The 26,392-nt window shown below is 39.6% G+C and carries 27 protein-coding genes; 16 read left to right on the top strand and 11 right to left on the bottom strand.

What is annotated here, in order from left to right; all coding sequences use genetic code 11:
- Nucleotides 1-9: 9 nt before the first annotated feature.
- The 5 genes from EHQ64_RS17105 (at nt 10) to EHQ64_RS17125 (ending at nt 4,743) form a co-directional block, all read left to right on the top strand.
- Nucleotides 10-543 carry an adenine phosphoribosyltransferase gene (locus EHQ64_RS17105; protein WP_135651013.1) on the top strand — a complete coding sequence of 178 codons (534 nt, stop codon included), beginning with the start codon at nt 10-12 and terminating at the stop codon, nt 541-543.
- Nucleotides 544-550: 7 nt separating this feature from the next.
- Complete coding sequence (locus tag EHQ64_RS17110) at nt 551-2,011, top strand: S1C family serine protease (RefSeq protein ID WP_135651014.1); 1,461 nt, start codon at nt 551-553, stop codon at nt 2,009-2,011.
- 3 nt (nt 2,012-2,014) lie between these two features.
- The gene (locus EHQ64_RS17115; RefSeq protein WP_135651015.1) at nt 2,015-3,538 is read left to right on the top strand and encodes a S1C family serine protease; all 1,524 of its coding nucleotides are present in this window, start codon (nt 2,015-2,017) and stop codon (nt 3,536-3,538) included.
- A 297-nt stretch (nt 3,539-3,835) separates the two neighbouring features.
- On the top strand, nt 3,836-4,189 hold the full coding sequence (locus EHQ64_RS17120; protein WP_135651016.1) for an LB_289 family protein: 354 nt from the start codon (nt 3,836-3,838) through the stop codon (nt 4,187-4,189).
- Nucleotides 4,190-4,254: 65 nt separating this feature from the next.
- Entirely contained in the window at nt 4,255-4,743 is a 489-nt protein-coding gene (locus EHQ64_RS17125; protein WP_135651017.1) for a DUF4269 domain-containing protein, read from the top strand.
- 43 nt (nt 4,744-4,786) lie between these two features.
- On the opposite strand, the gene EHQ64_RS17130 is transcribed toward EHQ64_RS17125, so the two are convergent.
- From EHQ64_RS17130 to EHQ64_RS17145, 4 genes are all read right to left on the bottom strand, one after another.
- Nucleotides 4,787-5,044 carry an RNA recognition motif domain-containing protein gene (locus tag EHQ64_RS17130; protein ID WP_135651018.1) on the bottom strand — a complete coding sequence of 86 codons (258 nt, stop codon included), beginning with the start codon at nt 5,042-5,044 and terminating at the stop codon, nt 4,787-4,789.
- A 297-nt stretch (nt 5,045-5,341) separates the two neighbouring features.
- Complete coding sequence (locus EHQ64_RS17135; protein ID WP_135651019.1) at nt 5,342-6,550, bottom strand: AZOBR_p60025 family cell surface glycopolymer formation protein; 1,209 nt, start codon at nt 6,548-6,550, stop codon at nt 5,342-5,344.
- 1 nt (nt 6,551) lies between these two features.
- Entirely contained in the window at nt 6,552-8,144 is a 1,593-nt protein-coding gene (locus tag EHQ64_RS17140; RefSeq protein WP_135651020.1) for a hypothetical protein, read from the bottom strand.
- Complete coding sequence (locus tag EHQ64_RS17145; RefSeq protein WP_135651021.1) at nt 8,141-8,539, bottom strand: Fur family transcriptional regulator; 399 nt, start codon at nt 8,537-8,539, stop codon at nt 8,141-8,143. Before EHQ64_RS17145 ends, EHQ64_RS17140 begins: the two co-directional genes overlap by 4 nt.
- Before the next feature lie 164 nt (nt 8,540-8,703).
- Between EHQ64_RS17145 and EHQ64_RS17150 the strand changes: the two genes are divergently transcribed.
- Complete coding sequence (locus EHQ64_RS17150) at nt 8,704-9,408, top strand: leucine-rich repeat domain-containing protein (protein WP_135651022.1); 705 nt, start codon at nt 8,704-8,706, stop codon at nt 9,406-9,408.
- Between the two features lies 1 nt (nt 9,409).
- Here the strand turns inward: EHQ64_RS17150 and EHQ64_RS17155 are convergent, their stop codons facing one another.
- Nucleotides 9,410-10,093 (bottom strand): hypothetical protein, encoded by a 684-nt coding sequence (locus EHQ64_RS17155; protein WP_246048824.1) that lies wholly within the window; start codon nt 10,091-10,093, stop codon nt 9,410-9,412.
- 191 nt (nt 10,094-10,284) lie between these two features.
- On the opposite strand from EHQ64_RS17155, the gene EHQ64_RS17160 reads away from it, so the two are divergent.
- Nucleotides 10,285-11,895: a peptidase M30 gene (locus tag EHQ64_RS17160; RefSeq protein ID WP_135651024.1), complete on the top strand. Its 1,611-nt coding sequence runs from the start codon at nt 10,285-10,287 to the stop codon at nt 11,893-11,895.
- Here EHQ64_RS17160 and EHQ64_RS17165 read toward each other — a convergent pair.
- The 4 genes from EHQ64_RS17165 to queA form a co-directional block, all read right to left on the bottom strand.
- Complete coding sequence (locus EHQ64_RS17165; RefSeq protein ID WP_135651025.1) at nt 11,892-12,200, bottom strand: YbaB/EbfC family nucleoid-associated protein; 309 nt, start codon at nt 12,198-12,200, stop codon at nt 11,892-11,894. The genes EHQ64_RS17160 and EHQ64_RS17165 overlap by 4 nt on opposite strands.
- Before the next feature lie 94 nt (nt 12,201-12,294).
- Nucleotides 12,295-12,525, bottom strand: a complete 231-nt coding sequence (locus tag EHQ64_RS17170) for a hypothetical protein (protein ID WP_135651026.1) — start codon at nt 12,523-12,525, stop codon at nt 12,295-12,297.
- An 88-nt stretch (nt 12,526-12,613) separates the two neighbouring features.
- Nucleotides 12,614-14,233: a S16 family serine protease gene (locus tag EHQ64_RS17175; RefSeq protein WP_135651235.1), complete on the bottom strand. Its 1,620-nt coding sequence runs from the start codon at nt 14,231-14,233 to the stop codon at nt 12,614-12,616.
- 45 nt (nt 14,234-14,278) lie between these two features.
- Complete coding sequence (gene queA, locus EHQ64_RS17180) at nt 14,279-15,340, bottom strand: tRNA preQ1(34) S-adenosylmethionine ribosyltransferase-isomerase QueA (RefSeq protein WP_135651027.1); 1,062 nt, start codon at nt 15,338-15,340, stop codon at nt 14,279-14,281.
- Between the two features lie 138 nt (nt 15,341-15,478).
- Between queA and EHQ64_RS17185 the strand changes: the two genes are divergently transcribed.
- The 9 genes from EHQ64_RS17185 to EHQ64_RS17225 all read left to right on the top strand — a co-directional run bounded on the left by EHQ64_RS17185 (nt 15,479) and on the right by EHQ64_RS17225 (nt 25,510).
- Nucleotides 15,479-16,789 carry a glycosyltransferase family 87 protein gene (locus EHQ64_RS17185; protein ID WP_135651028.1) on the top strand — a complete coding sequence of 437 codons (1,311 nt, stop codon included), beginning with the start codon at nt 15,479-15,481 and terminating at the stop codon, nt 16,787-16,789.
- 15 nt (nt 16,790-16,804) lie between these two features.
- Nucleotides 16,805-17,932, top strand: a complete 1,128-nt coding sequence (locus EHQ64_RS17190; protein ID WP_135651029.1) for a glycosyltransferase family 4 protein — start codon at nt 16,805-16,807, stop codon at nt 17,930-17,932.
- Nucleotides 17,933-17,947: 15 nt separating this feature from the next.
- Nucleotides 17,948-18,556 (top strand): LIC20162 family protein, encoded by a 609-nt coding sequence (locus EHQ64_RS17195; protein ID WP_135651030.1) that lies wholly within the window; start codon nt 17,948-17,950, stop codon nt 18,554-18,556.
- Nucleotides 18,557-19,942 carry a hypothetical protein gene (locus EHQ64_RS17200; protein WP_135651031.1) on the top strand — a complete coding sequence of 462 codons (1,386 nt, stop codon included), beginning with the start codon at nt 18,557-18,559 and terminating at the stop codon, nt 19,940-19,942.
- An 89-nt stretch (nt 19,943-20,031) separates the two neighbouring features.
- On the top strand, nt 20,032-21,540 hold the full coding sequence (locus EHQ64_RS17205) for an MBOAT family O-acyltransferase (protein WP_135651032.1): 1,509 nt from the start codon (nt 20,032-20,034) through the stop codon (nt 21,538-21,540).
- 7 nt (nt 21,541-21,547) lie between these two features.
- Nucleotides 21,548-22,708, top strand: a complete 1,161-nt coding sequence (locus EHQ64_RS17210) for an SGNH/GDSL hydrolase family protein (RefSeq protein WP_135651033.1) — start codon at nt 21,548-21,550, stop codon at nt 22,706-22,708.
- A gap of 2 nt (nt 22,709-22,710) precedes the next feature.
- Nucleotides 22,711-24,108, top strand: coding sequence for an MBOAT family O-acyltransferase (locus tag EHQ64_RS17215; RefSeq protein WP_135651034.1), 1,398 nt, complete (start codon nt 22,711-22,713; stop codon nt 24,106-24,108).
- 2 nt (nt 24,109-24,110) lie between these two features.
- The gene (locus EHQ64_RS17220; protein ID WP_135651035.1) at nt 24,111-25,181 is read left to right on the top strand and encodes a DUF1574 family protein; all 1,071 of its coding nucleotides are present in this window, start codon (nt 24,111-24,113) and stop codon (nt 25,179-25,181) included.
- On the top strand, nt 25,178-25,510 hold the full coding sequence (locus EHQ64_RS17225) for a nucleotide pyrophosphohydrolase (RefSeq protein WP_135651036.1): 333 nt from the start codon (nt 25,178-25,180) through the stop codon (nt 25,508-25,510). The genes EHQ64_RS17220 and EHQ64_RS17225 overlap by 4 nt, the downstream gene beginning before the upstream one ends.
- 2 nt (nt 25,511-25,512) lie before the next feature.
- On the opposite strand, the gene EHQ64_RS17230 is transcribed toward EHQ64_RS17225, so the two are convergent.
- Nucleotides 25,513-25,911 (bottom strand): ExbD/TolR family protein, encoded by a 399-nt coding sequence (locus tag EHQ64_RS17230; RefSeq protein ID WP_135651037.1) that lies wholly within the window; start codon nt 25,909-25,911, stop codon nt 25,513-25,515.
- Between the two features lie 3 nt (nt 25,912-25,914).
- The gene (locus EHQ64_RS17235; protein WP_135651038.1) at nt 25,915-26,391 is read right to left on the bottom strand and encodes a MotA/TolQ/ExbB proton channel family protein; all 477 of its coding nucleotides are present in this window, start codon (nt 26,389-26,391) and stop codon (nt 25,915-25,917) included.
- Nucleotide 26,392 lies beyond the last annotated feature (1 nt).

Genomic DNA, 26,392 nt, shown 5'->3' on the forward strand with positions numbered 1-26,392 from the left:
TTCGAGCCCATGTCCATAGTCAAAAGCAAAATTCGCACGATCCCGGATTATCCCCGTAAAGGAATCCTATTCAGAGATATCACTTCCCTATTATTAGATCCGGAAGGCCTTGCACTTACCATCGGTACCTTTGTAGATAGATATACAGGCAAAGGGATCACCAAAGTAGCAGGGATAGAAGCAAGAGGATTCATTATCGGAGCCCCTCTCGCCTTCCAATTAGGAGTAGGATTTATCCCTATCCGAAAAAAAGGAAAACTACCTTCCGAAACTGTCTCACAAGAGTACGATTTGGAATATGGTAAAGACGTGATCGAAGTACATAAAGACTCCGTCGTCCCGGGAGATAGGATCCTTCTAATGGACGATCTAATTGCAACAGGAGGGACCATGATCGCTGCAGTTCAATTATTGCAAAAATTGGGTGCAGAAGTTCCGGAAGCGGGAGTCATCATTGATTTACCGGATCTAGGTGGGGCAGCAAGAATGAATAAAGATTTAGGTGTGAACGTATTCTCTATTTGCGAATTCGAAGGACATTAAATCTTCCATGCGGATCCTGAAATCGTTTCTATTCGTACTAGTCCTTTCTATAGTTTCCCCGATCCTTTCGGAAGAAAGAAGCGATTTCGATCATGTAAGAAAAGCAGTCGTTCAGATCAAAGTTTATTCCCAAGCATTTAGTGCATTCAACCCTTGGGCGACCGATGGTGTCCGTGCAAGTTCAGGTACCGGATTTCTGATCGGGAATAAAAGAATATTAACGAATGCTCACGTAGTTTCCAACGCAAAATACGTCCAAGTCCAAAGATACAATCAAACAGAATGGTATCGAGTAAAGATCCTACATGTAGCGCATGATTGTGATCTTGCGGTTTTAGAAGCGGAAGATCCTGAATTTTATAAGGACTCCACGGAACTAAGCCTGGGAGAGATCCCTGAACTAAATTCTTCCCTGATCGTTGTAGGATATCCTATCGGAGGAAACAAAGTCTCCGTAACTAGAGGTATCGTTTCCAGAAAGGAACAATCCAAATACGAACATTCTTCCGTGGATAGTCATCTAGTCCTACAAGTAGACGCTGCGATCAACCCCGGAAACTCTGGCGGACCAGCAATCCAAAATAATAAGGTCGTGGGAGTTGCATTCCAGGTCGCCACTAAGGGAGAAAATATAGGTTACCTAATCCCCACTAAGGTTATCCAACATTTTCTAAAAGATATAGAAGATGGAAAATACGACGGATACGTAGAACTCGGAATAGCAACATTCAATTCTTTTAATCCTGCACTTAGAAAAGCGAAAGGTATTCCAGACGGACTGGAAGGAGTATTCGTAACCAGAATTTTACCGAACGGATCCGCAGACGGATACCTCCAAGAAGGAGATTATTTGACTGAAATCGACGGTTTAGCGATCGGTCGCAACGGCACGATCACCTTAGACAAAGACGCTAGGGTAGATTTTACCGAAACAGTGGATGATAAGTACGCAGGAGAACCGATCCGATTCAAGGTATTCCGAAAAGGCAAGATTGTCGATGTGCAATTCAAAGCCAAAAGAATGCCCGATTTCGATTTTATGCGAAACAGATACGATTCTCCTTTCGATTATTCCATGATCGGAGGTCTTTTATTCCAGGAAATGACTAGGGACCTATTAGGCGCCTGGAGTAGAAATGGAAATACTTCCGGGGGAAGCCAGTTCTTATACAGATACGATTATTTTATAGAAGATGGGATCGGAAGGACAAAAAAGGCGGATGTGGTTTTATATAGAAAACTCGCTCATCCGGTAAATTCTTCCTCAGATTATTTCCTGAACCTAGTTTTGGAATCGGTAAACGGAGAACCTGTAAACAGTCTTTCTGACCTTAAAAAGATACTTTCAGGATCCAAAAATAAATTCCTAAAATTAAAATTTTTGAATATAGATCTTCCATTGATCTTGGACCGAGACGAGGCCCAGAAAGCGGATATTCAGATCAGAAGCACCTACGGTTTGGAGTAATACGTGAAGTTTAGGATCATTTTTTCGATTTTCATTCTTACCGTTTTTTCTTCCGGACTTTCCGCAAAAAAAACAAAGCCTAAGACTTCTGCTTCTAACGAATTAGCCTCTACTGCGAAAACGGAAGAAGAATACAAAAAGAGTATCGTTCAAGTCAAGATCTCCTACCAAGAACCTGATTATTTCAATCCTTGGAAAAAGAAAAACCCGAAAGTCCGAAGAGGAGTTGGGATCGTGGTTCAGGGAGAAAAGATCCTAATACCTGCACATCTACTCACCCACTCTACTCTCATCGAAGTCAAAAAATATTCTTCTTACTCAGAGACCAAAGCGACCGTTTTTAGATCGGACGCCGAATCAGATCTTGCGCTTCTGAAAGTGGAAGAAGAGAATTTTTATAAGGATCTAAGCCCTTTCGAATTCCAAAACGAGATCAATTATCCGAAACAAGTATCCATTTACCAATTGGACAATTCTGGTTCCATACAATCCGCTACGGGCGCTCTCATCAGTATGGATCTGGATCAATATCCCCAAGGAATGGTGGAACTTCCTGTTTTGGATGTAAACTCCACGGAAACATTGAATGGGAACGGGGAAGTCCTATTAGAAAACGGTAAAGTAAGCGGTATACTATTCGAGTTTTCCGGAGACAAAAATTCGGGCAGAGCGATCCCTTCTTTTTTGATTCGAAAATTTTTGGGAGCATTTGGTAAAACCGAGATCCCTTTCAAAGGATTTCGTTACAGACCGATCATAGACAAGGCTACCAAAGACTTCTATTCTATCAAAACGAAAGACCAAGGAATTTTGGTCGCTGAGATCCTTCCGGACAGCTCCGCAGACGGAGTATTAAAGATCGGTGATGTGATCCTGGAATTCGGAGGAAAAAAAATAGACTCCAAAGGATATTTCCAGCATCCAAAATACGGGAAACAGGTCCTGTCCTATATTGCACATATAGGGGACGAATTCGATTTTCAGATCGGTAAAAAAATTCCCTTAAAAATCTTGCGCGACGGGAACCAGATGGATATCGACCTTCCTTTAAAGCAGTTCCCTTATTCTTCGATCCGTATCCCTCACAGAAATTCAAATTCTAGATCCGAATATTATTTCGACGGCGGGTTCCTATTCGTAGAACTGTCGGAAGGATATCTATTGGAATGGGGAAAAGACTGGAGATCCAAGGTAGATCGAAAACTTCTTTATACATTCGATTACGATAAGTTCAGCACGGGCGATAAGAAAGAAGGTAGATTCGTTCTTCTCTCCCAAGTCATCCCTGACGAATCCAACCAAGGATATCATGAGGTTTCCGGAAGGCTCGTAAATCAGGTAAACGGTAAAGATGTCCGTTCGGTCAAAGATATCTCAAACGAAATTAAGGAATCCAAATCCAGGTATATTACGATTTTATTAGATGATGGGATCGAAGTAGTTTTGGATAAGGAAAACCTGAATTCTGCAAACCTTAGGATCCAAAAAGAATATAGGATCCCCGCTTCTTCCATGGGGCCTAAATAATTTAAGGACCATTTCCTTCTAATTTTTACAAACGATCGTCCAAAAATAAGGCCTAAATCGGATTTCTTCGGAAAGAATTTTCAATTGGAACAGGTCTAATTCTATAGAATAGAAAGTTTGGCCTGATTTTCAGGGTTTAACCGGTTTCCGGAACAGATTTTCTGAGAATCAAACCGAAACTTCCGCCAGATCGACAGCATTTACCGATATTTCTTACTCTATTTTCCTAGGGTTTTTTCTTTGCCCGAAAGCTGGGTTCGAAAATATGGCAGGTATAGCCGATAAGAGAGGGTTCTTATGAAACGGACCGAATTGGAGAGACGAGAAAGAGATCTCCGCAAAGCGCAAAAAAAACAAGAAGCCCTGGATAACCGTTCCGGAAGTGGAAATAGCGTCGGCGATTTTATCGACCAGCTTTCCGGATTATTCCGTTACGACGTTACTGAGATTTTTAATACGAAGGACGATATCAATATTCTTGAAGTTTTGGAAGAGATGCAGGCGATCCTGCCTCAGAAAAAATGGGATGATGTTCTGAAAAAAGCGATTAAGAAGACCGGTGTAGTTGAAAAAGAAAGAGCTTACAAAGAACTGCAAGAACTCCTAACTTTCGAGGAGAACGAAGAAGCAGAGGAAGAAGTAGGAGTTTAATTTAACTCCTACCAAAGGTAAGAGATTAGTCCCCTCTTACCTTTTACTCCATTATTTGATTCCTTATGTCGAATCGATTCTCGGACTGTCTTATCCTTTTAGAAAATCACAATATACTTTCTATCCTTGCTGAATTCTCTCCCGAATTCGTTGGATCCATTCCGATTCGAGTGGATCTACCTGGGTCCGATATAGATATCATCTGCGAGTCCAAACCTTCTTTACCTGAGGTTTTGAGATCTTTTTCTAAATATCCGGATTTCCATATCTCTGAGAAAGTTCTGGGAGGAATTTCTTCCCTCATTTGCAGATTCAAATTAGATACCGAAAAATTAGAGATCGTAGCTCAACGGGTCCCTAGTAAACGACAAGTCGCGTATCTTCATATGATCATAGAAGAAAGGATCCTTTTGCAAAAAGGGGAAAACTTTCGAGTTTCAGTATTGGAACTTAAGAAAAAGGGAAAAACGACGGAAGAGGCTTTTGCGGAACTTTTGAATTTAGAAGGGAATCCGTATTCCGCTTTGCTAAAGTACGGAAGAACTGGTGTTTAGGAAATGAAAGGAACTCGGGGAAGTTCATTCCCCGAGATTCATTTTAATGTCTTCTAGGCTTGTTGAAAGTCTGAGGTTTTGCGATATCGATATTCAAAGTTCTACCTTTGAATTCAGTACCGTTTAGGCTGTTTTTTGCGTTTTCAGCCTGCTCCTCACTTGCCATTTCTACGAAGCCGAATCCTTTACCTTCAATGATTTTTGCGTAAGAAACTTCTCCATAATTAGAGAATAATTCACTGATCTCCTGTTGGCGAACGGAGTAATTAAGATTTCCTACAAAGAGTTTGCGATTCTGCATGCTTTCCTCGAACTAAAAATTTAGGCAGCTTCCGACTCGCAAACGGGAGACCAATTCGCCTTCCATTAAGACCTTTTAAACTCTCTAAGAACAGCGGGATTGATTTGAACGATCGTTAAATTCGCGTTGCATGGATCCTGAGGGAAGCGAGCGAGGAATTTGACCGATCCAATTACTATGACACGTGCGGATTTCTGAACAGCGGACCTACAATAAGACCATTCTAATTCTTTTATAAGAAGAATCAAGTCTAAGAAAATTTTTACAGTCTCGTTTGAGAAAAAACGTCCGACTCGATTACCAAATTATATGACGAAGTGGTTTCGATACGAAGGCCAATTTTATCAAAAATGAAACTAGAATTAGACCTCCGAGAACCCAATAAGGGGAGCTAGGAAGGGTTTCGTCTTCTTTTTCCCATAAAAGTAGTAAAGGAACACTTAAAGTAAACATTCTGGAAACGTTCTCGTAAGTCGCCCAATAGAGAACGTAGCCCCCGACATAAACAGTCAATAAAAGAATTCCAAACCCTAATCTAAAGGCCAGGCCCTTCTTCCAGTCCCCTTTGAATACCAAGTATGTCCCGTATAGGAGTAATAGAACTAAAGGAAATCTGGAAAACTTTTTAATCAAAAGGATCAGGTTCCATTCTCCCGAGGCCAAAACCTGTTTTAACTCTCCATAATAGCCGAATAGGCCTCCGAAAGGATCGAAAAAATTGCCTAAACTTCCAGGACTCCATTCCGGGAATTGGGTCCTTAAATACAGGCTCCAAGCTGTAGGGAGGATCAAAGAAGAAGCTACCCAAACGCTATTTCGGAACTCCTTTTTGTATAGGGTTTCTAGGCCCAAGGGGAAAAGGAAAAAGAAGGCCTGTTCCTTAGTGAGTATGGAAATCCCTGCAAGAATGGAGAAGAGTAAGTACCTCTGGCGGAAAAAGGCCCAATATGCTCCTACAACCAAGCCCATCATGACTGTGTCGGAGACGAGTAGTATATAACTCCCCAATGCAAAAGGAGAAAGTAGATAGAATGCACTTAGGTATTTTTGTGAGTCGGGCAACAGATCTCGGACTCCAAGATATGAGAGATATAGAATTCCTAGATTCAAAATATACATCCCAAAAATCGTTCCGTACGTTCCGAACCAACCGAAAGGTGAAGTTAAAAGAGGATATCCGATCCTAGGCGCTCGGAAGCTAGTCTCAAAACCCTTTGGCCAATCCAAACTAAACCCGGATAACATTCTAGAATAATAATAGAAGATCTGCCCGTCGTATCCGGCTCCTAGGTTCCCCTCTTCCCCCAAAAATACGATTGCGCCTTTGGGAGTTTCTTCCTTGTTTTGGTCTGCAAATTCCTTTCCGAAATTCACCTGAGAACTCGGATGCCAGGCGTATTTTTTCCAAACTGAGGCGGAAGAAAAAGAATATAAGAATACGAATAGAACCGTAACTATTTTCAGATTTCCTAAAATGTCCCTGAAAGAGGATAATAATTTAGACATCTTATTTCTCGGCCAAAACTTCTAAGATCCAATCAGAATATAGGTCGGAGGATTTTTCAGAGGCCTGATAAGTCAAATGATGAGGATCCAAAAAAGACTGAATGTCTCTGAACTCAGGAATTGCATTCTTAAATGTATAATTTTTCTGACCGAGTTTTTCCAAATAAGAAATATATCCTTTATACCAAGGGCTTTCTTCGTATACGGATCTTTCTATAGGATTCTCCGGAGAATTTACGATCATTACTTTGATTCCCTTGGATTCTAGATACTCTACTCCCTTCTTTAAATAATCCAGTTCGGACCAAAGGAAAAATTGGGGAGAGGATGCGAGTTTGATCTTCGCCATTCTAAGAGTAACTAATCTAGACATCTTGGAACTTTCTCCCTTATATCCGTAGATCCTCTCGGTATAATCCTTTACGTAAGCATCATCATCCATTTGAGAAAGTCTAGAATCGTCTATACCGGATATTCTAAGATAAGATATATTCTTTCGAATTTCTTTTCTGCAAAAATTTTGGGAAAGCCTGATCCCGTAGATCTCTTCCGTCCCAAAAATCCTAGAGTCCACTTGTAGGGAGGAAATTTTTTTATCCGTAGCAATTCTAAGTTTTGTTTGTTCCGGTTTTTCAGGTACGTCAAATCGGATCGTATGCCATCCGGACTTTGCAAAAGTTTTATCGAAAAGGATCGGCTTTCCTTCTCCCCAAACTCTTAGAGTAGTTCCTTTTTCTTGAAAGAATACGCTCTCTTCGAAGACACCATTCTTTAATTCACAACGAATACTGAATTCCGGTTTCGCCCACCCTCTTAAATAGATACCTTCTTCGGGTTGGATCCCAGTATAATAATGGTAGGATCTCCCACTTCTTAAATGATTTTCGATCCAAGCATCCATAGGGTCATACAGAAAACTTCTATAACGTACGACTAAGAATAAGGACCTGGAGAGTAAGGATAAAACGGTGGATTTTCCTATTTTAAGTACTTCGGAAAATTTTTCCCTTAGATACAAAGCAGGATAGATCATCCTGTTTTGATGCCTCGTTTTAGCGGAAACATCCGCCAAAGCCGCCTCGGAATATTTTAGATCCTGGAAGTTGATGATCGATTTTTCCTGATAGAGTTCGTTTCGTCTGTATTGTTCTAATCTTTTCTCGCTCTCTTCTTCATTGATCAAAAAATCCAATTGCAGGTCCGCAGGATTTAAAACGAAAAATACAAGCTTAGGATTCTTAGAGGCAATATCTTCCTTATAAAAATAAAAATCGGAAGGGGTTAAGGCAGGATGGGAATAAAATTCCGTTCTGATCGATCCCGGGGCTTTTTTTAGATTTTCGTTCATTCTTTCCGGAAGGGAAGAATAAAGAGCAACACTACTCCCTACGATCAATGTTCCTTTTTCTTCCGGAGAAAATTGGATCCTTCTTCTTTTCTCCAAAAAATTGAACCAAGGAGATGTGTCCCATTCCAATTCATTCGGAAATCCAAAGAGCAAATTGTCTAGAACAACTCGATCAAAAAAAGCGAATATTGAAATGAATAATAGGCTTAGATAAACGATTTTAAATTTCGGATTTTTTTCTTTCATTTTTGTGATGTATTACACTCGGAACAAACGCCGTATAAAATTATTTCATGAGAATCTAAAGTGAAACCTTTAGGTAAATTTTCCATTGGGAATGGGCAAATACCCACATCGAACACCCGGTCACATACTTTGCAATGGAAATGATGATGATGATCTAAATGACTGATCTCGAAACGGGAAGATTCTCCGGGTAATTGGATCTCATGGATATGTCCTGATTCCAAAAGATGGTTCACTGAACGATATACCGTTGCGATCCCGATATTCTGTATGGACTTTTTGGATATATCGTGGATTTCCTTTACGGAAAGAGGACCTTTTGCGTCACGGATCACTCTTAGGATCTCGCCCTTTTGTTTGGTATTTCGCGAGGCGGATTTTTTATCTTCTTCCATCCGGTAATCCGAGGGATTTAAAAACCTTTCCGTTCGGATCGGCTTCGAATAGATCTTGCGCCGGGTATGAGGCATATGTCAACCCGATTCTAATCGGATCCTTCTTCCGGTCCAATCCGGATTTTTAGCTTTCTTCCCAATACTAAGCCGGTATGTTTGATCTTATGAGGAAATTTTTTCCGATCCTCTTGCTTATATGGAGTTGTGCCGAACAGACACATCTCATTTCTGTACGAAATCCGGAAGGACAAATATTAGGAAAATATCCGAAAGAAACTAGATGGATCGGTTTCCCGGATACTCCGATTTGGAATGATCTTCGCGAATTCAATCAACTAGAAATCTTGGAAATAAACTCCAAAAACTTAAAGTCCTTAGAAGGGATCCCTAACCTTCCGAAATTGAGATACATACTTTTATCAGGATCTTCCGTGAGAGATCTTTCTTCCTTAAATCGTTTTTCAAAATTGGACAGTTTGATCCTGAATCAAACGGAACTTACTGATCAAGACCTAGAAAAATATTTATATTGGGACAGGCTAACGAGGTTAGAACTTACGGATTCCAAGATCTCTCATTTGGGATTTTTAGGATCAGGTTGCAGCGTGCGACATTTACAATTAAAAAGAACGAAAATAACAGACCTAAAGCCCTTAGCTAATTGTAGAAATCTGATGGAATTATATCTGGGCGATACTCAGGTAAAAGATCTCAGTCCCTTGTACAGATTAACGAATTTAGTACACCTTCAATTGGATGGATCAGAAGTGTCTGCTAAGGAAATTTCGGACTTTAGAAAGATCCAACCTTACGTTAAAATTATGCCTGGATTACGAAAGATCCTAGACTCTGAAACGGGATTAGACTAAATTATAAAGCTAAAGGCCTTGCTTCTCCAGGATTGGTGTATAAGATCATGTCCCCCGGTTCTGCAGGATGAGTCTTTTCAGACTTTATTTCTCCCGTGGTTTCCACGGTTTTTAAGGAACTAAGTTCTACTTTTTGTCCATTCTGCTTTTCTAATATTGCTTTGGCGCCCTTTCTAACCCTAGACAAACGTATTCCCCAAATACTAGTGATCTGTGGATCCGCTTTCAAAATAATTGCGGAGATCTGAGAAATAGAAGCGGATCTTGACTTTCTAAATCTGATCCCTTCCTCTTCTCCCTCCGGTCCAGGAGTTAATCTTATTTCCTCAGGACCTGATTTCCATATTAGAAATTCGAAATGATCGCATTCATATGCTCTAGTTAAAGTCCAACGATCTCCTGGGTTCTTGCTTGTGAACATTCTGCATAATTTAGGACGGAATCTAAAAAATTTTCCTGTTTCGTCTAATTCCAATTTTCCTTCGAATCTTGTTTCTTCCCAATTTTTAGATTCTGTCACTGTCAATTGGCTGATCAACATTTCCTTCTTATTAGAATTGTTTAAATAGATTTGTCTGATATAAAATCCAACGGGGATTTTTTGGATCTCTGAAAAATATTCCCCGCTCTGAGGAATAGAATCGAATGCAGGAATTTCAGGACCTGTTGAGGGATTTCTATTCAAAGGAGAAGGACGAAATCCGCAATTACATCCTAACGAAAAAAGTATGATAAAATAAAAATTTTTGGAAAAAAATTTCCAAATAATCTGCGTCACTTTAAGCAATGATTCTTGCTCCTAAAAGACCTAGGCTAATTATTGACCTTAATAAAAAGGAGCCGGCAGTAAAGCTAGTTTCCTTTTTGGAAGAGATCATGAAGGTTCCGACCGGAGATTATTTTTCGAAGTTCCTTTCAAAACCGCTGGGTTTATCCTTCCGTATCCTCTTCTTCTCCCTTCATTTGTCATTTATCTCTAGTTGTGTGAGTTCCAACGCATTCGGAACAGAAGATAATCCCGAACCTAATCTAAATGATATACTTTCATTAGCTAAAGTATCTAGCTCTTGCGACGGTAATGGTACTTTCTGGATTCGTAATTTAGTTAAAAACAGTTCTAATTGTGTGCAGACTCATAAGGTTGCTTCCGGAGCTCATGTAAATATTTATGCAACTTCCGGTTTAGAATCCGCTCTAGACTATCAATTTGTAGCTCAAGAGTTCGATACTAAAATTTATCCCAAATTAGGAGAGGCTTTCGGTTATTCGGACGATCTAGACGGGGATGGTAAAGTAGCAGTGATCGTCTCCGATATCCATGACGGTAGCAAAGCAGGTTCGTCTTTTGTAGCCGGATTCTTTGATCCTGTGGATTATTTTCCAGATAACTCCGATTATGCGGTCCGTTCTAATTATTCCAACATAGTATATATGGACGGAGTGGAGTTATTAACCGTTCGTAATTCCGACCTTTCTCAAGGAAAACCTGATACATTTCTAGCTACATTAGCCCATGAATATCAACATTTGATCCGTTTTCAATATGAAGCCAGGATCATGGCCCAAGGAGGAGGCAGGGACGAGGCTTGGATCAACGAAGGAACAAGCGAAGTTGCTGCGGATATCGCGGGTTATTCTCCACAGATCAATCGGATCAATTGTTATAGAGGTAGGAATTCCAACTCTTGCTCTAGAGGCGCGAATGGAAATAGTGTATTCGGTAGTTCCAAATTCAACTCTTTGGTAGATTATGCTTTCGCGTATTCTTTTATAAAATATATATATGTCGTTTCCGGGAATGACGCAGCTTCCAGAAATTCCTTATTTAGAGCGGGAGTCCAAGGGCCGAAAGGATACAGGGCATCCGATGCAAACGGATTATTTCAATTATTTAAAACGAATGCGGCTAACTATCAAAACGCATCCCAAGAAATTAAGAATGCAATCGGAACCGATCCTAACGAGATCTTTTTGAAAATGTATCCTGCGTTCTTATGGCAATCTTTAGGAGATGTTTCTCCAGAGTTTGCTCAACTAGGAACGGATACTAACGGGTCTTCCCAATTTTTGCAGGAAATTTCTAAGACTATTCAACATTTCCCTTTCCCAGCTTCAGGGAACGAAGGAGATGTTCTTAGAAAACTATATGATCCTTTAAGAATTCCAGAGATCACTCCTATGGGACAATTGGTACCTGGGCAGATCCAATTCGTAAAAGCGGATCGTTCCAATACGAATTCAATCTCCAAAATGGTATTATTAAAAAAGAATTTGGATGGGGCTTTATACTCTCTGCAAATCAACGCGGATACGAGAAGATCCGGTGATGTTTCGATCTCTTTAGGAATTGCAGAGAATGATGACGAAGGTCAGGAAGCGATAGTTCTTCCGGAATCGGACGATTCTCGTCCGGTATGCCCTCATGAATTTTTTAAATTATCCAGAAGCCGGACGAAACAGAAAATTTTTCAGGAATATAAACCTTAAGGCATTCCTGAAAGTAGCCCTTTAAATTCTCCCATTCTTTCTTCCGCTACTTTCTGTGCAGCTTCCATAGATTGGTTCACGGCTTGTTTTATACTTTTTTGAAGTAATTTTTTGTCGTTCTTAGCAAGTAAAGAATCTTCTATTTTGATTTCCTGAACGACTTGTTTTCCATCCGTTATGCAGACCACTAATTCGTTCTTGGATTTTCCTTCGAAGGACATAGCCTCCAATTCTTTCTCCAGACGTTTCATTCGAACCCGCATCTGGTTCATTTGTTTTAGATTATCTAAACTTTTACCGAACATCTCTAACTCCTAGGATTTCAAATATGCCAATTGATAGGATTTTCGAAACGGACGCCCGAGCAAGAAATAAAGAAAGGAATATTTGTTTTGGAAATTAAACTAGGCTTGGACCGGTTTCTGCGGTTCTTTCCGGAAGGTCCCGGATCTGTTCGGAACTTGGCTCCCAGGAAAATTGGTCCTGGATCAGTTCTCTTAAAACCGGCTCGTCCGTAACGAAACCTCCGGTTTTCACGGGGGCAATCCCCAAACTGAATAAAAATCCAAGGCTTGCCACAATAGTGACTAACAAAGAAGACTCGATGTTTATGTTTGCCTTAGGCTTCATGACTCTATATAGAGTATCGGCCGTTTTGGGGGAGACTGATTAGAGGAAATCTGAGAAAAAAGACAGGTTTTCTTAATTTAGAATCGACCTAGTTCTCTTCCCCGTCCCTTTTTCGATCTATTCTCTCCTCGATGATCCGAAAAAGTGTCCCGTTCGGATATTTACCCGATTTAGAGATCTTTCCCGCCGAGATCCCAAAAATATCCGGGATCAGATCCTCTACATGAGAACAGGAGAAGATCTGAAAATTCCCTTTTTTCATCATCTCCCGGATTTCCCTCGGAAGATTCAAATCCCTCATATTATCTTTTGGAATATAGATCTTGTATTTTTCCCGAGTAGATCCTGTAAGTCGGATCACATCGAACCAGGCCTGGATCTTAGTATTTACCGACCCGACAGGAAGAATATCACCGTACTGGGAGAGGGCTCCAGTCACTGCAATATTGCAAGGGATCTCTAATCCGGATAGTGCGGAAAGAAGAGCGAGTAATTCCGCGCAACTTGCAGAATCTCCATCAATCGGAGAACTATTCTGTTCGAATAGAATAGACGCGTCCAAACCGAATGATTGGGTATGAGAAAACATTCCTTTGATATAAGCTTGTAGGATGAAAACTCCCTTATCATGCAAACTTCCGGAAAGATTCACTTCCCTTTCTATATTGATCAGATTTCCGGAACCTAAAGAAACCCTTGCGGACACTTGATTCACTTGTCCGAAATCCAATAGAGAGGATTGTAATAGAATTACCGAAAGCCCGTTGATCCTCCCTGTTTTTTTCCCTTTGAGGGGAACCGAGATCAGACCTTCTTTAATATTCTCAATATATTTTCTTTTATGGATCGCTGTCCTTTTTTGGATCAGTGCCGGGCCAGCTTCTATTTCCGCACGACTAACGGATTTTTTACCTTTATTATTAAATGCTAATATTTCTCTAACAAAGGATCTAAGTTCAGAAAGATGTAGAGAAAGTCTATTTTGACTATCATTCCATCTTAGCGCGAGTTCCAATAAAGAGTCGAGTGCGGCCTGATCCAAAGGAGGATATCCGGGTTTCTCCCAGGATTTGACTAATCCAGAAAAAACGGGAAGCCATGATTTTTCCAAACTGATCTCATACGGCATATGGATCTTAAAATCAAAACCACCGTAAAAGTCTGCATCGATCTGAGAGATTGAATCCACTTCTGTTTCTTCTCCGACGAGTATAAGCCTAAATCTAGATCCGATACTCGGATGGAATCGGTTGATATTCGTAGAATCGGAGCCTTCCGGAAGTGATAAAAAATCTATCTTACCTGTGAGAAGTACACCTTTTAAAAAATAATATAAGTCCGGATCTTCTACAAACGGTTTGATAGGGAGGAGTAATAATCCTCCGTTAGCCTCGGAAATTTTGCCGGGCCTGTATTTATTTTCAAAAGGAAATCCGGCGAGAGATAATAACGTAGGATTCGGTTCTGCGACTACAGGTTGGTTCTTTACAAGTTCTTCTAGATATTGACCAAATTGAAGAAGATTAGATTCTATCTCTGGGCCAGTGATTAGGATATGTCGGAAAAGTCCCGGATTTTCAAGTGCTTGTCTAAAAGTCCTTACCTCTTCCTTATGAAATACTAGAAAGTCCGGCAAGCCGTTCAGTTTTGCAGGCTTGGCTGCTTTAAATCTAATTTCTGTTTGAGAAGGAAGAACCTTGCGTAACACCTTTCCCATTCTGCTTAGAGCCTGAGAATTTCACAATTAAATAAGTTAGGTAGAATCCGGATCCGGATCTAAAATTAGCATCGAATCTCCGTAAGAAAAAAATCTAAATTTTCTATCTATGGCGTATTTATATGCATTTAGGATTTTTTGTTTTTCTGCAAAAGCGCTCACGAGCAGAAGAAGACTACTCTGAGGAAGATGGAAATTCGTAATCAAACCATCGCAGCTCAAGATTGAATCTTCCGGTTGTAGGAACAAATTCGTATTTCCGCTTCCTGCTTTAAATTTTTCGATATCCGGATCGTAAGAAGATTCCAAAGCTCTTAATGTAGTAGTTCCAACAGAGATGATCCTACTTTTACCTTGTTTGGCGGAGTTTAGAATTTGAGCGGTCTCTTCCGGAATATAGTATTCTTCTTCATGTAGTTTTTTATTCGAAAAATGATCCTGGCTCAAAGATTGGAATGTTCCGTAACCTACTTTTAATTCTAACTCTAAAAACCCGATCCCAATTGTTTTTAGTTTGTCCAATAATTCCGGAGTGAAATGTAAACCTGCGGTGGGAGCTGCAACAGAACCTAAATTTTTAGAATATACGGTTTGATATCGTAAATCGTCTTCGGATGTACTTTCTCTTTTGAAATAAGGAGGGATCGGAGTATTACCGATCAGTTCGAATTTGTTCTCATCCAATTCCGATCCTGATCTAAGGATCGTGAATTCTTCTTCTTTATCTAAAACCGAAAATCCGAATGTCCCGGTCTTTTCATCTAAAAGTCTGTCCCCGATTTTTAACTTCTTAGAATTTCTAATTAAGGTCTTCCAAATGCCGGGACTAGTTTCGGAGAGAAACATCGCCTCATGTCTTCTCTCTGTTTTAGAGAGTAAAAACACTCTTCGTTTGGAAACTCTTGTGGCATTTGCAACTAATAGGTCTCCGGGTTTTAGATACTCCAGGATCCTTGCAAACTCAGGCTCTTCTTTTAGGAATTCGGATTTCCTCCCTAATACGAGTAATCTACTTCGATCTCTTTGAGCTGCCGGAAATTTTGCGATCTGTTCCTCGGGAAGATCGAAATCAAAATCGGATAGATCCTGGAATTCCATTCTTCCAAAGAATACGATCCGAATTATTCGGGAATCGATTTTTAATCGGTTGGAATTCCTACTAAGAATGAAGGGCCGTCTTGGAGGGCATCGGAATTATTTCTTGGCTTTTTGAGGCAGAAGTAAAAGAGTACCTGAATGCGGATCGACCTAAAAAAGTCCGGCCCTATCTTCATATTTATCCTATTTTTAGGGATCCTTTTTGCAAACGGATTCAGCCGGACCGGCCAATCCTCCGATTTTTCAGACTATTACGAGGCTTCTCGCAATTTCAAATTAGGAAAGGACCTATATAGTTTGGATGCACTTTCCGAGGTAGTCAAAGACTTCGAAAGCGGCAAACTTAAGATAGATCAGATCTTCGATCCTGAAGTTTTTTTTAGGATCAAAGCAAAAGTGGAGAATGTAGGATCTTATATTTATCCTCCTACTTTTGCATTCCTGCTTATTCCAATCTCCCATTTCGAATTTGAAACTGCGTCTGCGATCTTTTTTACGATCAATTTTTTTGCACTGATCGGAAGTTTATTCCTGATTGGGAGACTTTTAGGAAAAGAGAAGGCCTTTCTTTTCCTTTCAGCAGTTTTACTTCTATGCTTAAGGTTTGTCGAGAATCATCAGAACAATAACCAAGTAGGATTTTTATTATTATTCCTGATCTTGATCTCTATTTCCGTTCAAAAAGACTGGTTGTCCGGTTTAGTTTTGTCGTTAGCGATCGTTATCAAGATCACACCCGCAGCTTTCTTATTTTATTTTTTATATAAAAAGAGACCAATGGTCATCCTTTATACGATCTTATTTGCGATGGGATGGATCGCTCTTCCTGCTCTATACGATCCTGAGTTTACATGGAAGATGAATCAAACTTGGTATGATCTAGTTTTAGACAAGTATATGAAATCTCCGGCATTAAGAGCTTGGAAGAATAACCAAAGTTTAAATTCTACGTTATCCAAGTATTTCCTGCCCTACTCGGATCTACTCAATCAAGGAAGATTTGGAATGCCTTTTATTAGCCTGACAGTAAATCAGGTTAAGGCAATTTCTGCGATCTTGAGTTTAGGGATCGCTGGCCCTTATTTATATAAAGTTTATAAAGGTGCATCCGAAGGTTTCGTTCTATCCGGACTATTTTTCTTTTCCATAATATTCAGTGGTATCTCCTGGATCCACGCTTTTGTTTTCCTATTATTTCCTACGGCGTTTGCTCTCTCTAAACTTTGGCCAAAAGAAGAAGAGCCTTTTGTCCAATGGAATTTATGGAAGGAAAAGTTTTTGGAGCATAGGTCTTCTACGATCTTTGTTCTAGTTTCGTTTTTAGTGCTTATTATGAACAGAAGTTTCATCGGGAATATTGCGGAAGAAGCAATTCTAATGTTTTCATTCTTACTTTATACTTCTTTAATACAATATTTCAGCCTATTCCGTTCAGATCGAGCAGTATAAACCTTCTGAAATGCCATGCTAAAAAAAGAAAATCTAAAATATAAACCCAGGGTCGCAGTAGACGCAAGACCTCTGTCCTACGGGATCACAGGAAATTCCAGATACTTAGCAGAGGTATTGCAAAGATTATTGAGGTCTGATTCCCCTCTTGAATATTATCTGTATTCCAATAAACCGATCCATCCGGTATTCCATCATTTAATACGTCTTGCTCCTACTTTTATACCGAATAAGTTACCCGGATTTTTATGGCTGAATTTTATAATGCCTTCGATCATAAAAAAACATAGGATCGATCTCTTTTGGGGTACTTTACAATTACTTCCCGCATTCGGAGTAAAAGTTCCTACATTAGTCAACTACCACGATCTTAATTTTAGATCCGCTCCGGAGACAATGACATCCGCTAATTATTGGCAACATAAGATACTATCTCCGATCACATTAAAAAAAGCGGATAAAGTCCTATGCCTTTCCCAAAATACGAAACGTGATATTATTGATTTTTTACCAGACCTGGAACCGAAATTAGAAATCGTATATCCTGGAGTGCAAGGTTTCGGATCAGTATCTGCGCCAGAAAAGATACTCCCGAAAAATTTCCTATTCTCTGTAGGAACATTAGAGCCTAGAAAAAATCTAAGTACTCTTGTAGACGCATATCTTTCCCTGAAGAAAGAAGAACCTAATTTTCCTTTTCCTCTAGTTTTAGCCGGAAGGCTTGGCTGGAAATCGGAAGGACTCACAGCTCTTTTGAAAGCTGGCGAGTTGGAAAAAGACGGTGTATATTTTATAGAAAATCCTGCGGATCCGCAACTTGGCTGGCTTTATAAGAATTGTTCCTACTTCGTGTTTCCTTCCTTACACGAAGGTTTTGGTTTACCTCTACTGGAAGCGATCCGAGAGAATAAACCTTGTATTGTTTCGGATATTCCGGTATTTCACGAGGTTCTAGACGAACTTACTGATTCTTTTGTTTCACCCAAGAATACGGAAGAATGGAAAAACGCACTTTCCTTGGCAGGTAAAAAAGGGATCTATGGCAGAAAGCCAAGCAATCATACTTGGTCCTGGGATTCTACAGCAAAACTAGTCGAAGACTCACTCGTAGAACTTTGGAAATCAAGAAAGAAAAATCCTTAATCCTGTAAGATGTATATGGACCGTCCTAAAAAAGAATCCGTTTGGTGGAGTTGGGAGATTTCTCAGCCAGAAACTAAAAAAAGAAAAACTTCCAAAAGTAAATTAAAAATAAATTATATACCTCCGGTATTGGCCTTACTTTTGTACGGGGTCTTTTTAGCCTATCTGCTCCCTTTTAGAGCTACCGTTTCCGGATGGATCTTTAAATTTGTGGAACTCCTACAGATCACAAAAGTGCTAAAACTTTCCCTTCTCACGGACAAAAGGCTCTACGATTATACCGCTTTATTCATAGTTTCTTATATAGCTTTTGCATTTTTTCTCGATCTAGTTAGATTTTTGAAAAAGAACTTATTCCAGATCTTTGTTACGGAAGAAAGCAGATTGATCGTAACAAAATGGGGATTTTTAGGCAAGGAAACGATCCGTTGGAATCCCGATCAAACAGGCTTACAGATCCATCATAAGACAGGATGGATCCGCTCTATTTTAGGGCTCGAAAAACTTTCTTTTCGGATCCATATTACGGAAACTGAAAATTCGATCCTTGCAGAATCCCCTTATTTTTTTTCAAGATCCAATAGCCCATTTTTATCCTCAGTTTTTAGATCTATTGAATCCTAAATGCTGAAACGCAGCTTAGAAAGCCTAGAGTTTTTAAAAAAGATCGAGAATGTTTTTCGATCTCCTTCAATTTGGATCGGCTTTCTATTTCTTTCCATTCTGAGTGTAGCACTTTTTCTTTTCGATCTTAGATTCTTATCCAGGCATTACGATTGGGATTCTATAGTATATACACATAATATAGTTACGAATAGATATTGGAAGGTATTCTTTAATCCCCATCATATAGGCTTTGAAAGTACGGGATTATTGTATTTAAAGTTTTGGTATTGGTTCCATGGTCAAGACTCCGCGATGTTCGGATTAAGACTCCGAGTTTTAATAGTCGCGACTCTTTTTATATTCGTTCTCATGTTAGCTTATTGGAGATTGTATAAGGATCTTTTAGGAGCGGTCCTCTTGGGGATCGCCGTGCATTGCTCCCAAGGATTTTGGTTTTACGCACAACATAATGATACTCCTCTGATCCATTCCTGTTTTACTGCGGGACTATTCTTATTATGTGTTTGGAATTCTAAAAACGGTTGGTCTCCCGGAAAGTTATATATCGCCGGGTTCTTACAGATCTGGAATGTCTACTACCATCAATCAGATACGATTTTTTTGACATTCGTGCCTGTTTCCATATTTTTAGCGAGTAGATGGAGAGGAAAAGGTTTTGAATTTTCTTATAAACTTAAGCTCATATTCATCTATCTTTTTTCCGTAATATTCATACTTACGGTTTCCTATCTTTACATAGGATTTATTATTTTAGATAGAAATTTGACAGCTCCTCCTGAAAGTGAAAAAAATTTCGCGAATTGGCTATTCTTATACGCATCCCAAGAGAAATGGGGAGCGGCTCCTGGGCCTAAAAACTATATTATGAATTTTTATAGAGGGATCGGAGATGCGTTCCTGAATTTCGAAGGAGTAAAGAACGGTTTAAGGATCAATGCGAATGAATTCACTTCTTTTAGGAGTTTTCCTTACAATTTGAATCTTGGGTTTTGGATCGGGATCTTATTTTTGACATTCATAAATATTAGAAAACTTTGGAATTCCTACAAGATCGAATTGATCCTTTTATTTTTTTGGCTGATCCCCTCCTTCGTATTTTACACTTGGTGGGAAGGTTATTTTTTCGAGTTTTGGGTATCTTCAGTGATCGGGCTCTTGATCTTCGCTTTTATAGTTTTACGTTCCATTGAGTTCGAAAATTTCAAATTCGGAATACGCTCCATCTCACATATAATTTTATTCTCTTATGCCTGCTTACTTTTCCTAGTGAATTTCACTTATTCCACTTTTCCCAGATCGGAAAGATCCAAGGCTAGTTTTATTGAAGGGATAGAAGATAAATACCAAGCGATTACACCCGAGCCTGTATATAAAAACGAGTGAGTTTTAGGCGCTTCCATCCTACCTAATAAAACGCTTGTGGGTTTCTCTCACTCCAAAAAACTGCACAGGAGTCGAGGATAAGCTAACGAATGCTGTTTAATTCAGCCCATTTTCTAGTATTTTTGCCGATCGTTTTGATCCTTGCGAAAATCCTAAAGGGAACATATCAAAAAGTTTTCCTTCTTCTTGCCAGTCTCTACTTTTATAATGCCTGGCACCCTGCTTCCATCAATTGTAGCGAGTTAAGAACATCTACTTGGTACGAAAATTGGATCGATCTTTCTTTCTGTAATTATAATATTAATCTCTACATCATCATACTGGTCGTATCGATGATCGTGGACTACGTCGCCGGAAGGTTGATGAGTAAGGAAGGAATTACTGAGAGTTTCAGAAAGCTCTGCTTAGTCGCCTCCCTCATCACAAACTTAGGGATCTTGGCCTATTTCAAATATACCAATTTCCTATTGGAAGTATTCGCAGACGTTTATAATAGTCTGATCTTAGGCCAAGAAGTCAAGATAGAACATTTGAAGATCATCTTGCCTGTCGGGATATCGTTCTATACGTTCCAATCCATGAGTTATACGATAGATGTGTATCGTAGGAATTTAGAGGCTCGCAAATCCTTCTTAGATTTCGCATTATATGTTTCATTCTTCCCTCAATTAGTTGCAGGGCCTATCGTTCGTGCTCATACTTTTTTCAGGGATTTGGATGATACTCCTAGAGTCACTGCAAAGGATGTGGAACTTGCATTTGCTCAGATCATCATGGGATTTACTCGTAAGATCGTCTTTGCAGATAACCTAGCCAAGGTCGTAGATTTCACATTCAATAATTATAAAATTTTAAACCCTGTAGAAATTTGGGTCGGAGCAATGGCGTTCGGCTGGCAGATCTATTTCGACTTCGCAGGATATACTGATATTGCAATCGGAACTGCGAGATTATTCGGCTATAAATTCGATCCGAACTTCAATTTCCCGATGGTCGCAAGAAATATCGCAGACCATTGGTCCCGTTGGCATATTTCCTTCTCCACTTGGATCCGAGATTATATTTATATTCCTCTCGGAGGTTCTAGGGTCGGAGTCTTAAAAGGATACAGAAACCTTTTCATTACCTGGCTATTCGCTGGAATATGGCATGGAGCAGCTTATCATTTCGTAAGCTGGGGACTTTGGCAAGGAGTGATGCTCGGGATCCATAGAGAATATTCCAAGACAAAACTTGCCATTTGGTTGAATGAAAAAGGCGGATTAAGCTACGACATAGGCGCAAGGGTGTTCACAATGTTCTGCCTATCCTTCGGATTTATCATGTTCCGAGCAAAAACCATGAAAGCTGCATGGGCAATGATGAAATCCCTTGTATTCGTAGTTCCAGGATGGATTTATTCAGTTAAATCTTTCGTAAATTACGATTACGGAATACTTCTAGTGATCTGTTTTATCCTATCCTATTATTTTTCCAGAAACCCGTTAGAAACAATCGTGGAGAATAAAAGAAAGTTCGGCTTATTCTTCTTAGGAAATATTTTCGTTATTCTGTTCTTCGGAGCAGGAGGTCAAAACTTCCTGTACTTCGATTTCTGAGGTCAAAGTGAATCCATATATTAGTTTGATACGCCAGAAAAACTTTTGGATCCCGGTCCTTGTATTGGTCCTATTCGACCTTTGTCTCCAAACCGGAGTATACAGGCCTTATCTCAAAAAAGGATCCTTCGCAGCAAACGTTATCCGAAATACAGATTATATCCTGGAGAAAAAACCGGAATTCGAACCGACTATTCTCGTTTTAGGGACGTCTGTAGCTCACCAAGGTCTTTCCTTAAAAACTTTAAACGAGACCTTGGAGCCTTACGGAGAAAAAGTCCAATCTATCGCGATGGAAGGGACCGAGCTTGTAGTACAAGATTCTCTTGTTCGAAATCTTCTCCCAAAATTTCCAAAAGTACATACGGTCCTTCATATTTTAGAAATTTCTACTCCTTGGGTAGATCAAGAAGAACTTCAGATCCACACACTTGCGATGCTTGGAGAATTGGACAGAAGACTAGCTTTCAAACTGATCTATGAATTCAATTACGATGTCCATTATGATGATCTAGGATATTTGGCGTTCAAGAGTATTGCATATAGAAGAGATATCCGTGACTTTATCTTAGATCCTTCCAAACGTTTGAAAGATATAGGAAGAAGAAAGAAGGAACCGAAACTTACTCCTTGGCCTCATGAAAATACGAATCTCCCTAGTATCAGTATGTTCCCGGATGTGAAGGACATCAAGTCCTGTCTTAAGATCACAAATCCAGGCAACGGAAATCCTGCACCTGCTGGCTCGGATCAATTCCATAAAAAAGCGATTTGGGACACATGTGGTCTCGGGGACAAGACCCCGATCAAAGTGGAAAGAACCAAACAAGTAACGAATTATTTTCATAGATTAAAAATTCTTCATAATGATATCCGCCAAGTGGGACTTGAAAACGGGCAGAAGATAAAAATTATCGGAGTGATCGCTCCTTATAGCGAGATCATTAAGAATTGGAGAAGCCCGGATAGAAATCGTATCTGGGAAGAAGAGATCCGTAAAATTGATCCGGAAACTCCTGTGTTAGATTATCAGGCAAGTTTAGACGGAGAAAACAACGGGGATTATTATTACGATCTAATCCATTTGAATAAGGCGGGGATGGATAAATTCTCCGCAATATTCTCTAAAGACCTTCCATCCATTTTAGGGCTCGATCGGAAAAAATAAAGATGATCTTTACCTCCACTTTATTTTTCGTATTCTTCCTGATCGTTTACGTTCTCTATTGGTCTTGGGAAAGTCGCAAGTATAGAGAATGGATCTTGATGATCGCTTCTCTCGTATTCTACGCTTCCTGGAACCCACCCTTTCTCTTACATTTGTTGGGAATCGTTCTAGTAAATTATCTTTTTCTAAAACCCCTCGCAAGAACTAAGAGTAAAAAATTACTTCTAATCATCGTTTTGATCGACCTGATCAATCTAGGGATCTTCAAGTATTTTTATTTCGTTTCGGATAATCTTTTCTACGTAACTCATTGGTCATTATTCGATACGAGCACATTCTCTTTTAGGATCATACTTCCTCTTGCGATCAGCTTTTATACATTCCAAGTAATGGCTTTCGTGATCGACGTTTACAGAGGAAAGGTGGACGAGATCCCGAATTTTTTTCATTTCACCCTGTTCCTACTCTTCTTCCCTCAGTTAGTGGCCGGGCCGATCATGAGAGCGGCGGACTTTTTCCCCAGATTAGAGAATCTAAGAATTCATAAAACGGCGATCTATACCGGTCTTTTTTTGATCGGGCTCGGGGCTTGTAAGAAGATATTGATCGCAGATAATTTGGGAACATTGATCGATCCTGTATTTTTAAGGCCTAGAGAATATGGAAGCGGATCCTTACTACTTGCTACAATCGGATTTACCTGGCAGGTCTATTCCGACTTTTCTGGATATACTGATGTGGCAAGAGGTTGTGCTTTATTATTCGGATTTAATATACCAAGGAACTTTAACGCTCCTTTCTTCAGCAAAAACATACACGAACTCTGGAGAAAATGGCATATCACACTCGGGACTTGGTTAAAGGATTATATTTATATTCCTCTGGGAGGAAGTAAAGTTTCCGAAGTTAGGACCAATGTTAATCAGACAATCACATTTGCGTTAGGTGGTCTTTGGCATGGAGCAAATTGGACATTCCTTGCCTGGGGACTTTCTCACGGTCTATTTTTATTTGTAGAAAGGTCCTTACAAAGAAAAGGAATTAGGATCCTGCCGGAAGGTGGAAAGTTTTGGACAGGGGTCCGGATCTTTTGGACCTATTCACTCTTTATGTTTGCCGCAGTCTTTTTCAGATCCCTCAATATTCAGGATTCGTTCTTCTTTTTCCAAAGTTGGTTTTATCAGATCCGTCCTGAACAGACCGCTACACTTTCTTTCAATTTAGCGATCCCTTATATTATCGGCGGGGTCATCTTCCATGCAGCGGAAGCTCCGAAACAATATCCTAGATGGTTCCAAAGAAATAGAGTAAAACTTTTACTTGCCTTCCTGATTATCGGGGCCCTAATTTTTGGGAATTACGCAGGTAAGGGCCAAGACTTTATTTACTTCGCATTTTAATTATGAAAAGAATCCCGCTCTTACATCGTAAAATCCTTTGGATACCGCTTGGAATAGCGGCTCTTTTAATCGTATGGGATCGGATCTTATCCTCGGAAAAAGTCAGACCTTATACGGAAACAGGCGCAGAATATTATTTTTATAATATGAAAGATAAAGTCCTTTCCACTATGAAAACGGAAACGGATTCAAAAACTCCTGAACAAAAAGTCCTGACATTTTTCGGGACTTCTCATATGGGCGAGTTCTCCCTTACTGAATTTGAAAAACAAAGCCCTGGGCTCATTGTATACAATCTTTCAGGACCTTCTGCACCTTATTCTTTCCATAATTTCACTTTCGAAAAATTACTCGCAAAGAAGATCCCTTTAGATTATGCGATTTTAGAATATTATCCTGATTCCGGAACCGACTTCGCCAATAGATATCCATTACGTTATTCTTATGATTTCCCTTTTTTCCTAAGATACTGGGATATATTCTCAACGAACGAATGGGACAGTTTTTTAAAGGCGAGAGTATTTCGCACTTCCGTATTCCCTCCTAGATTCAAGGAAGCGATGTCCAGGATCAAAAATCCGTGGGAAGTCCAACAACTTATATTTGTTCGAGATATACTTATCAACGAGTCGGATAAATTTAAGGGAGGGATCCCGAACGGACTTTTAGCAAATACTCCGGAAGATAAATTGGGAGTAGAATCCGAAAGGATCTTTAACGAATCTTATAAATATTTCAAAAGTTCAAAAGTCCAAGAATACTTCCTAAGGAATTTTTTGAAAACTGCAAGAGAGAATCATGTTAAAGTGGTTTTATGGACCCCTCTCTTATATTCCACATTCTCTGAAAAAGTAAGATCCGCTCCTTTCTTCCAAGAATGGATCAGTCTCCGAGACAAACTAATCCAAGAATATCCAGAAACATTAGTATTGGATATGGAAGATTATCGGAATAAGATGAAATGCCAAAAATTCATCGATCCTCATCATCTAAGCGGCGGATGTTACGAAGAACCTACCAGGTTCCTTGTGGAGTTCTTAGAAGAAAAAGGAAATCTTCCTAAAAAACGATGAACTTCGACGAAGCACAAAAAACGGTTGATGATTGGATCAAAACGATCGGAGTAAAATATTTTTCCGAGCTCACCAACCTAGCCATCTTAATGGAAGAAGTAGGAGAATTTTCCAGATTAGTCGCAAGAAAATACGGAGACCAATCTTTTAAAAAGGGAGAAGATCCGGAAGGATTATCCAAAGAGTTCGGAGATATTTTATTCGTATTGACCTGTCTTGCAAATCAAATGGGAATTTCCATGGAAGATGCTTTTAAGGCGACTTTGGAAAAGAACACAAATCGAGACAAAGACAGACACAAAAATAATCCTAAGTTAAAGGATCCTTAATATTATTTTTTACCTTGAACCGCGAGTTCTAAAGAGTCGGCTCCCGATCTACCCAAAAGATCCAATGTTCTTACAATCTCTTCGTAATTAGCGGTCTTATCCGCAAAGAACCGGACTTCTTTTCCTTTTACGAGACCTTGTTTCAGTTTTTCTTCCAGAATATTTTTAGGAATCGTCTCTTCTCCGATACGATAGTTCCCGTCTTGTAACAGAACGAATTCTATCCTTTCCCCCTTAGGGTCCTGGCCCTGCCCTACTTTAGGAAGTTCCAAAGGAATAGATCGGATCTCTTTCCTAAAACTTACGGCAAGCATTACAAAAACGAGAAGTATGAAGACCACGTCTATAAAACTGGTTAGGTCTATCCCCGGATCTTCTTCTTTTAAGATCGATTTTCTCATCGTTTATTTAGGAGGGATCTTTAACCAAGAAAGAGCTTCTCTTTCCAGATCTAATAATCTATGTTTTAAGAATTGAAATCCGAATAAAGAAGGGATTGCTACGAACAAACCTAAGATCGTAGTCACAAGTGCGAGCTGGATCCCGCCTGCAAAAGCGTCCAGGCTTACAGTTCCTGCTTCTTGCAAGGAAGAGAATGCCTTAGAGATCCCAAGCACGGTTCCCAAAAGACCGAGCATAGTGGATATTCCTGCAAGATGTTTCATCCAAGAAAGTTTGGTTTCGATCGGAAATAAAACCTCTGAGAGTTTTTCTTCCCAAATAGAAGGATTGTTTTCTGATAAAAAGTCCTGCTTTAAGGAATCCTTTCTTTTAGGAAGAATTGTCCATACATGGATAAACGTTCCTAAATTCCAAATGGAAAGTATAAGGATAAGTCCTGAGACCCAATCCAATCCTTGTAAAAAACCGAACTCTTTCATC

The organism is Leptospira sarikeiensis (assembly GCF_004769615.1).
In the GTDB taxonomy this organism is placed as follows: domain Bacteria; phylum Spirochaetota; class Leptospiria; order Leptospirales; family Leptospiraceae; genus Leptospira_B; species Leptospira_B sarikeiensis.

Excerpts from the sequence above, each read along its gene's own strand:
- EHQ64_RS17215 (WP_135651034.1), top strand. The coding sequence starts at position 22,711 with ATGATCTTTACCTCCACTTTATTTTTCGTATTCTTCCTGATCGTTTAC.
- EHQ64_RS17205 (WP_135651032.1), top strand. The coding sequence starts at position 20,032 with ATGCTGTTTAATTCAGCCCATTTTCTAGTATTTTTGCCGATCGTTTTG.
- EHQ64_RS17110 (WP_135651014.1), top strand. The coding sequence starts at position 551 with ATGCGGATCCTGAAATCGTTTCTATTCGTACTAGTCCTTTCTATAGTT.
- EHQ64_RS17225 (WP_135651036.1), top strand. The coding sequence starts at position 25,178 with ATGAACTTCGACGAAGCACAAAAAACGGTTGATGATTGGATCAAAACG.
- EHQ64_RS17145 (WP_135651021.1), bottom strand. The coding sequence starts at position 8,539 with ATGGAAGAAGATAAAAAATCCGCCTCGCGAAATACCAAACAAAAGGGC.
- EHQ64_RS17235 (WP_135651038.1), bottom strand. The coding sequence starts at position 26,391 with ATGAAAGAGTTCGGTTTTTTACAAGGATTGGATTGGGTCTCAGGACTT.
- EHQ64_RS17200 (WP_135651031.1), top strand. The coding sequence starts at position 18,557 with ATGCTGAAACGCAGCTTAGAAAGCCTAGAGTTTTTAAAAAAGATCGAG.
- EHQ64_RS17160 (WP_135651024.1), top strand. The coding sequence starts at position 10,285 with ATGAAGGTTCCGACCGGAGATTATTTTTCGAAGTTCCTTTCAAAACCG.
- EHQ64_RS17220 (WP_135651035.1), top strand. The coding sequence starts at position 24,111 with ATGAAAAGAATCCCGCTCTTACATCGTAAAATCCTTTGGATACCGCTT.
- EHQ64_RS17125 (WP_135651017.1), top strand. The coding sequence starts at position 4,255 with ATGTCGAATCGATTCTCGGACTGTCTTATCCTTTTAGAAAATCACAAT.
- EHQ64_RS17130 (WP_135651018.1), bottom strand. The coding sequence starts at position 5,044 with ATGCAGAATCGCAAACTCTTTGTAGGAAATCTTAATTACTCCGTTCGC.
- EHQ64_RS17190 (WP_135651029.1), top strand. The coding sequence starts at position 16,805 with ATGCTAAAAAAAGAAAATCTAAAATATAAACCCAGGGTCGCAGTAGAC.
- EHQ64_RS17135 (WP_135651019.1), bottom strand. The coding sequence starts at position 6,550 with ATGTCTAAATTATTATCCTCTTTCAGGGACATTTTAGGAAATCTGAAA.
- EHQ64_RS17170 (WP_135651026.1), bottom strand. The coding sequence starts at position 12,525 with ATGAAGCCTAAGGCAAACATAAACATCGAGTCTTCTTTGTTAGTCACT.
- EHQ64_RS17105 (WP_135651013.1), top strand. The coding sequence starts at position 10 with ATGTCCATAGTCAAAAGCAAAATTCGCACGATCCCGGATTATCCCCGT.
- EHQ64_RS17165 (WP_135651025.1), bottom strand. The coding sequence starts at position 12,200 with ATGTTCGGTAAAAGTTTAGATAATCTAAAACAAATGAACCAGATGCGG.
- EHQ64_RS17230 (WP_135651037.1), bottom strand. The coding sequence starts at position 25,911 with ATGAGAAAATCGATCTTAAAAGAAGAAGATCCGGGGATAGACCTAACC.
- EHQ64_RS17120 (WP_135651016.1), top strand. The coding sequence starts at position 3,836 with ATGAAACGGACCGAATTGGAGAGACGAGAAAGAGATCTCCGCAAAGCG.
- EHQ64_RS17150 (WP_135651022.1), top strand. The coding sequence starts at position 8,704 with ATGAGGAAATTTTTTCCGATCCTCTTGCTTATATGGAGTTGTGCCGAA.
- EHQ64_RS17185 (WP_135651028.1), top strand. The coding sequence starts at position 15,479 with ATGCGGATCGACCTAAAAAAGTCCGGCCCTATCTTCATATTTATCCTA.
- queA (WP_135651027.1), bottom strand. The coding sequence starts at position 15,340 with ATGGAATTCCAGGATCTATCCGATTTTGATTTCGATCTTCCCGAGGAA.
- EHQ64_RS17195 (WP_135651030.1), top strand. The coding sequence starts at position 17,948 with ATGGACCGTCCTAAAAAAGAATCCGTTTGGTGGAGTTGGGAGATTTCT.
- EHQ64_RS17140 (WP_135651020.1), bottom strand. The coding sequence starts at position 8,144 with ATGAAAGAAAAAAATCCGAAATTTAAAATCGTTTATCTAAGCCTATTA.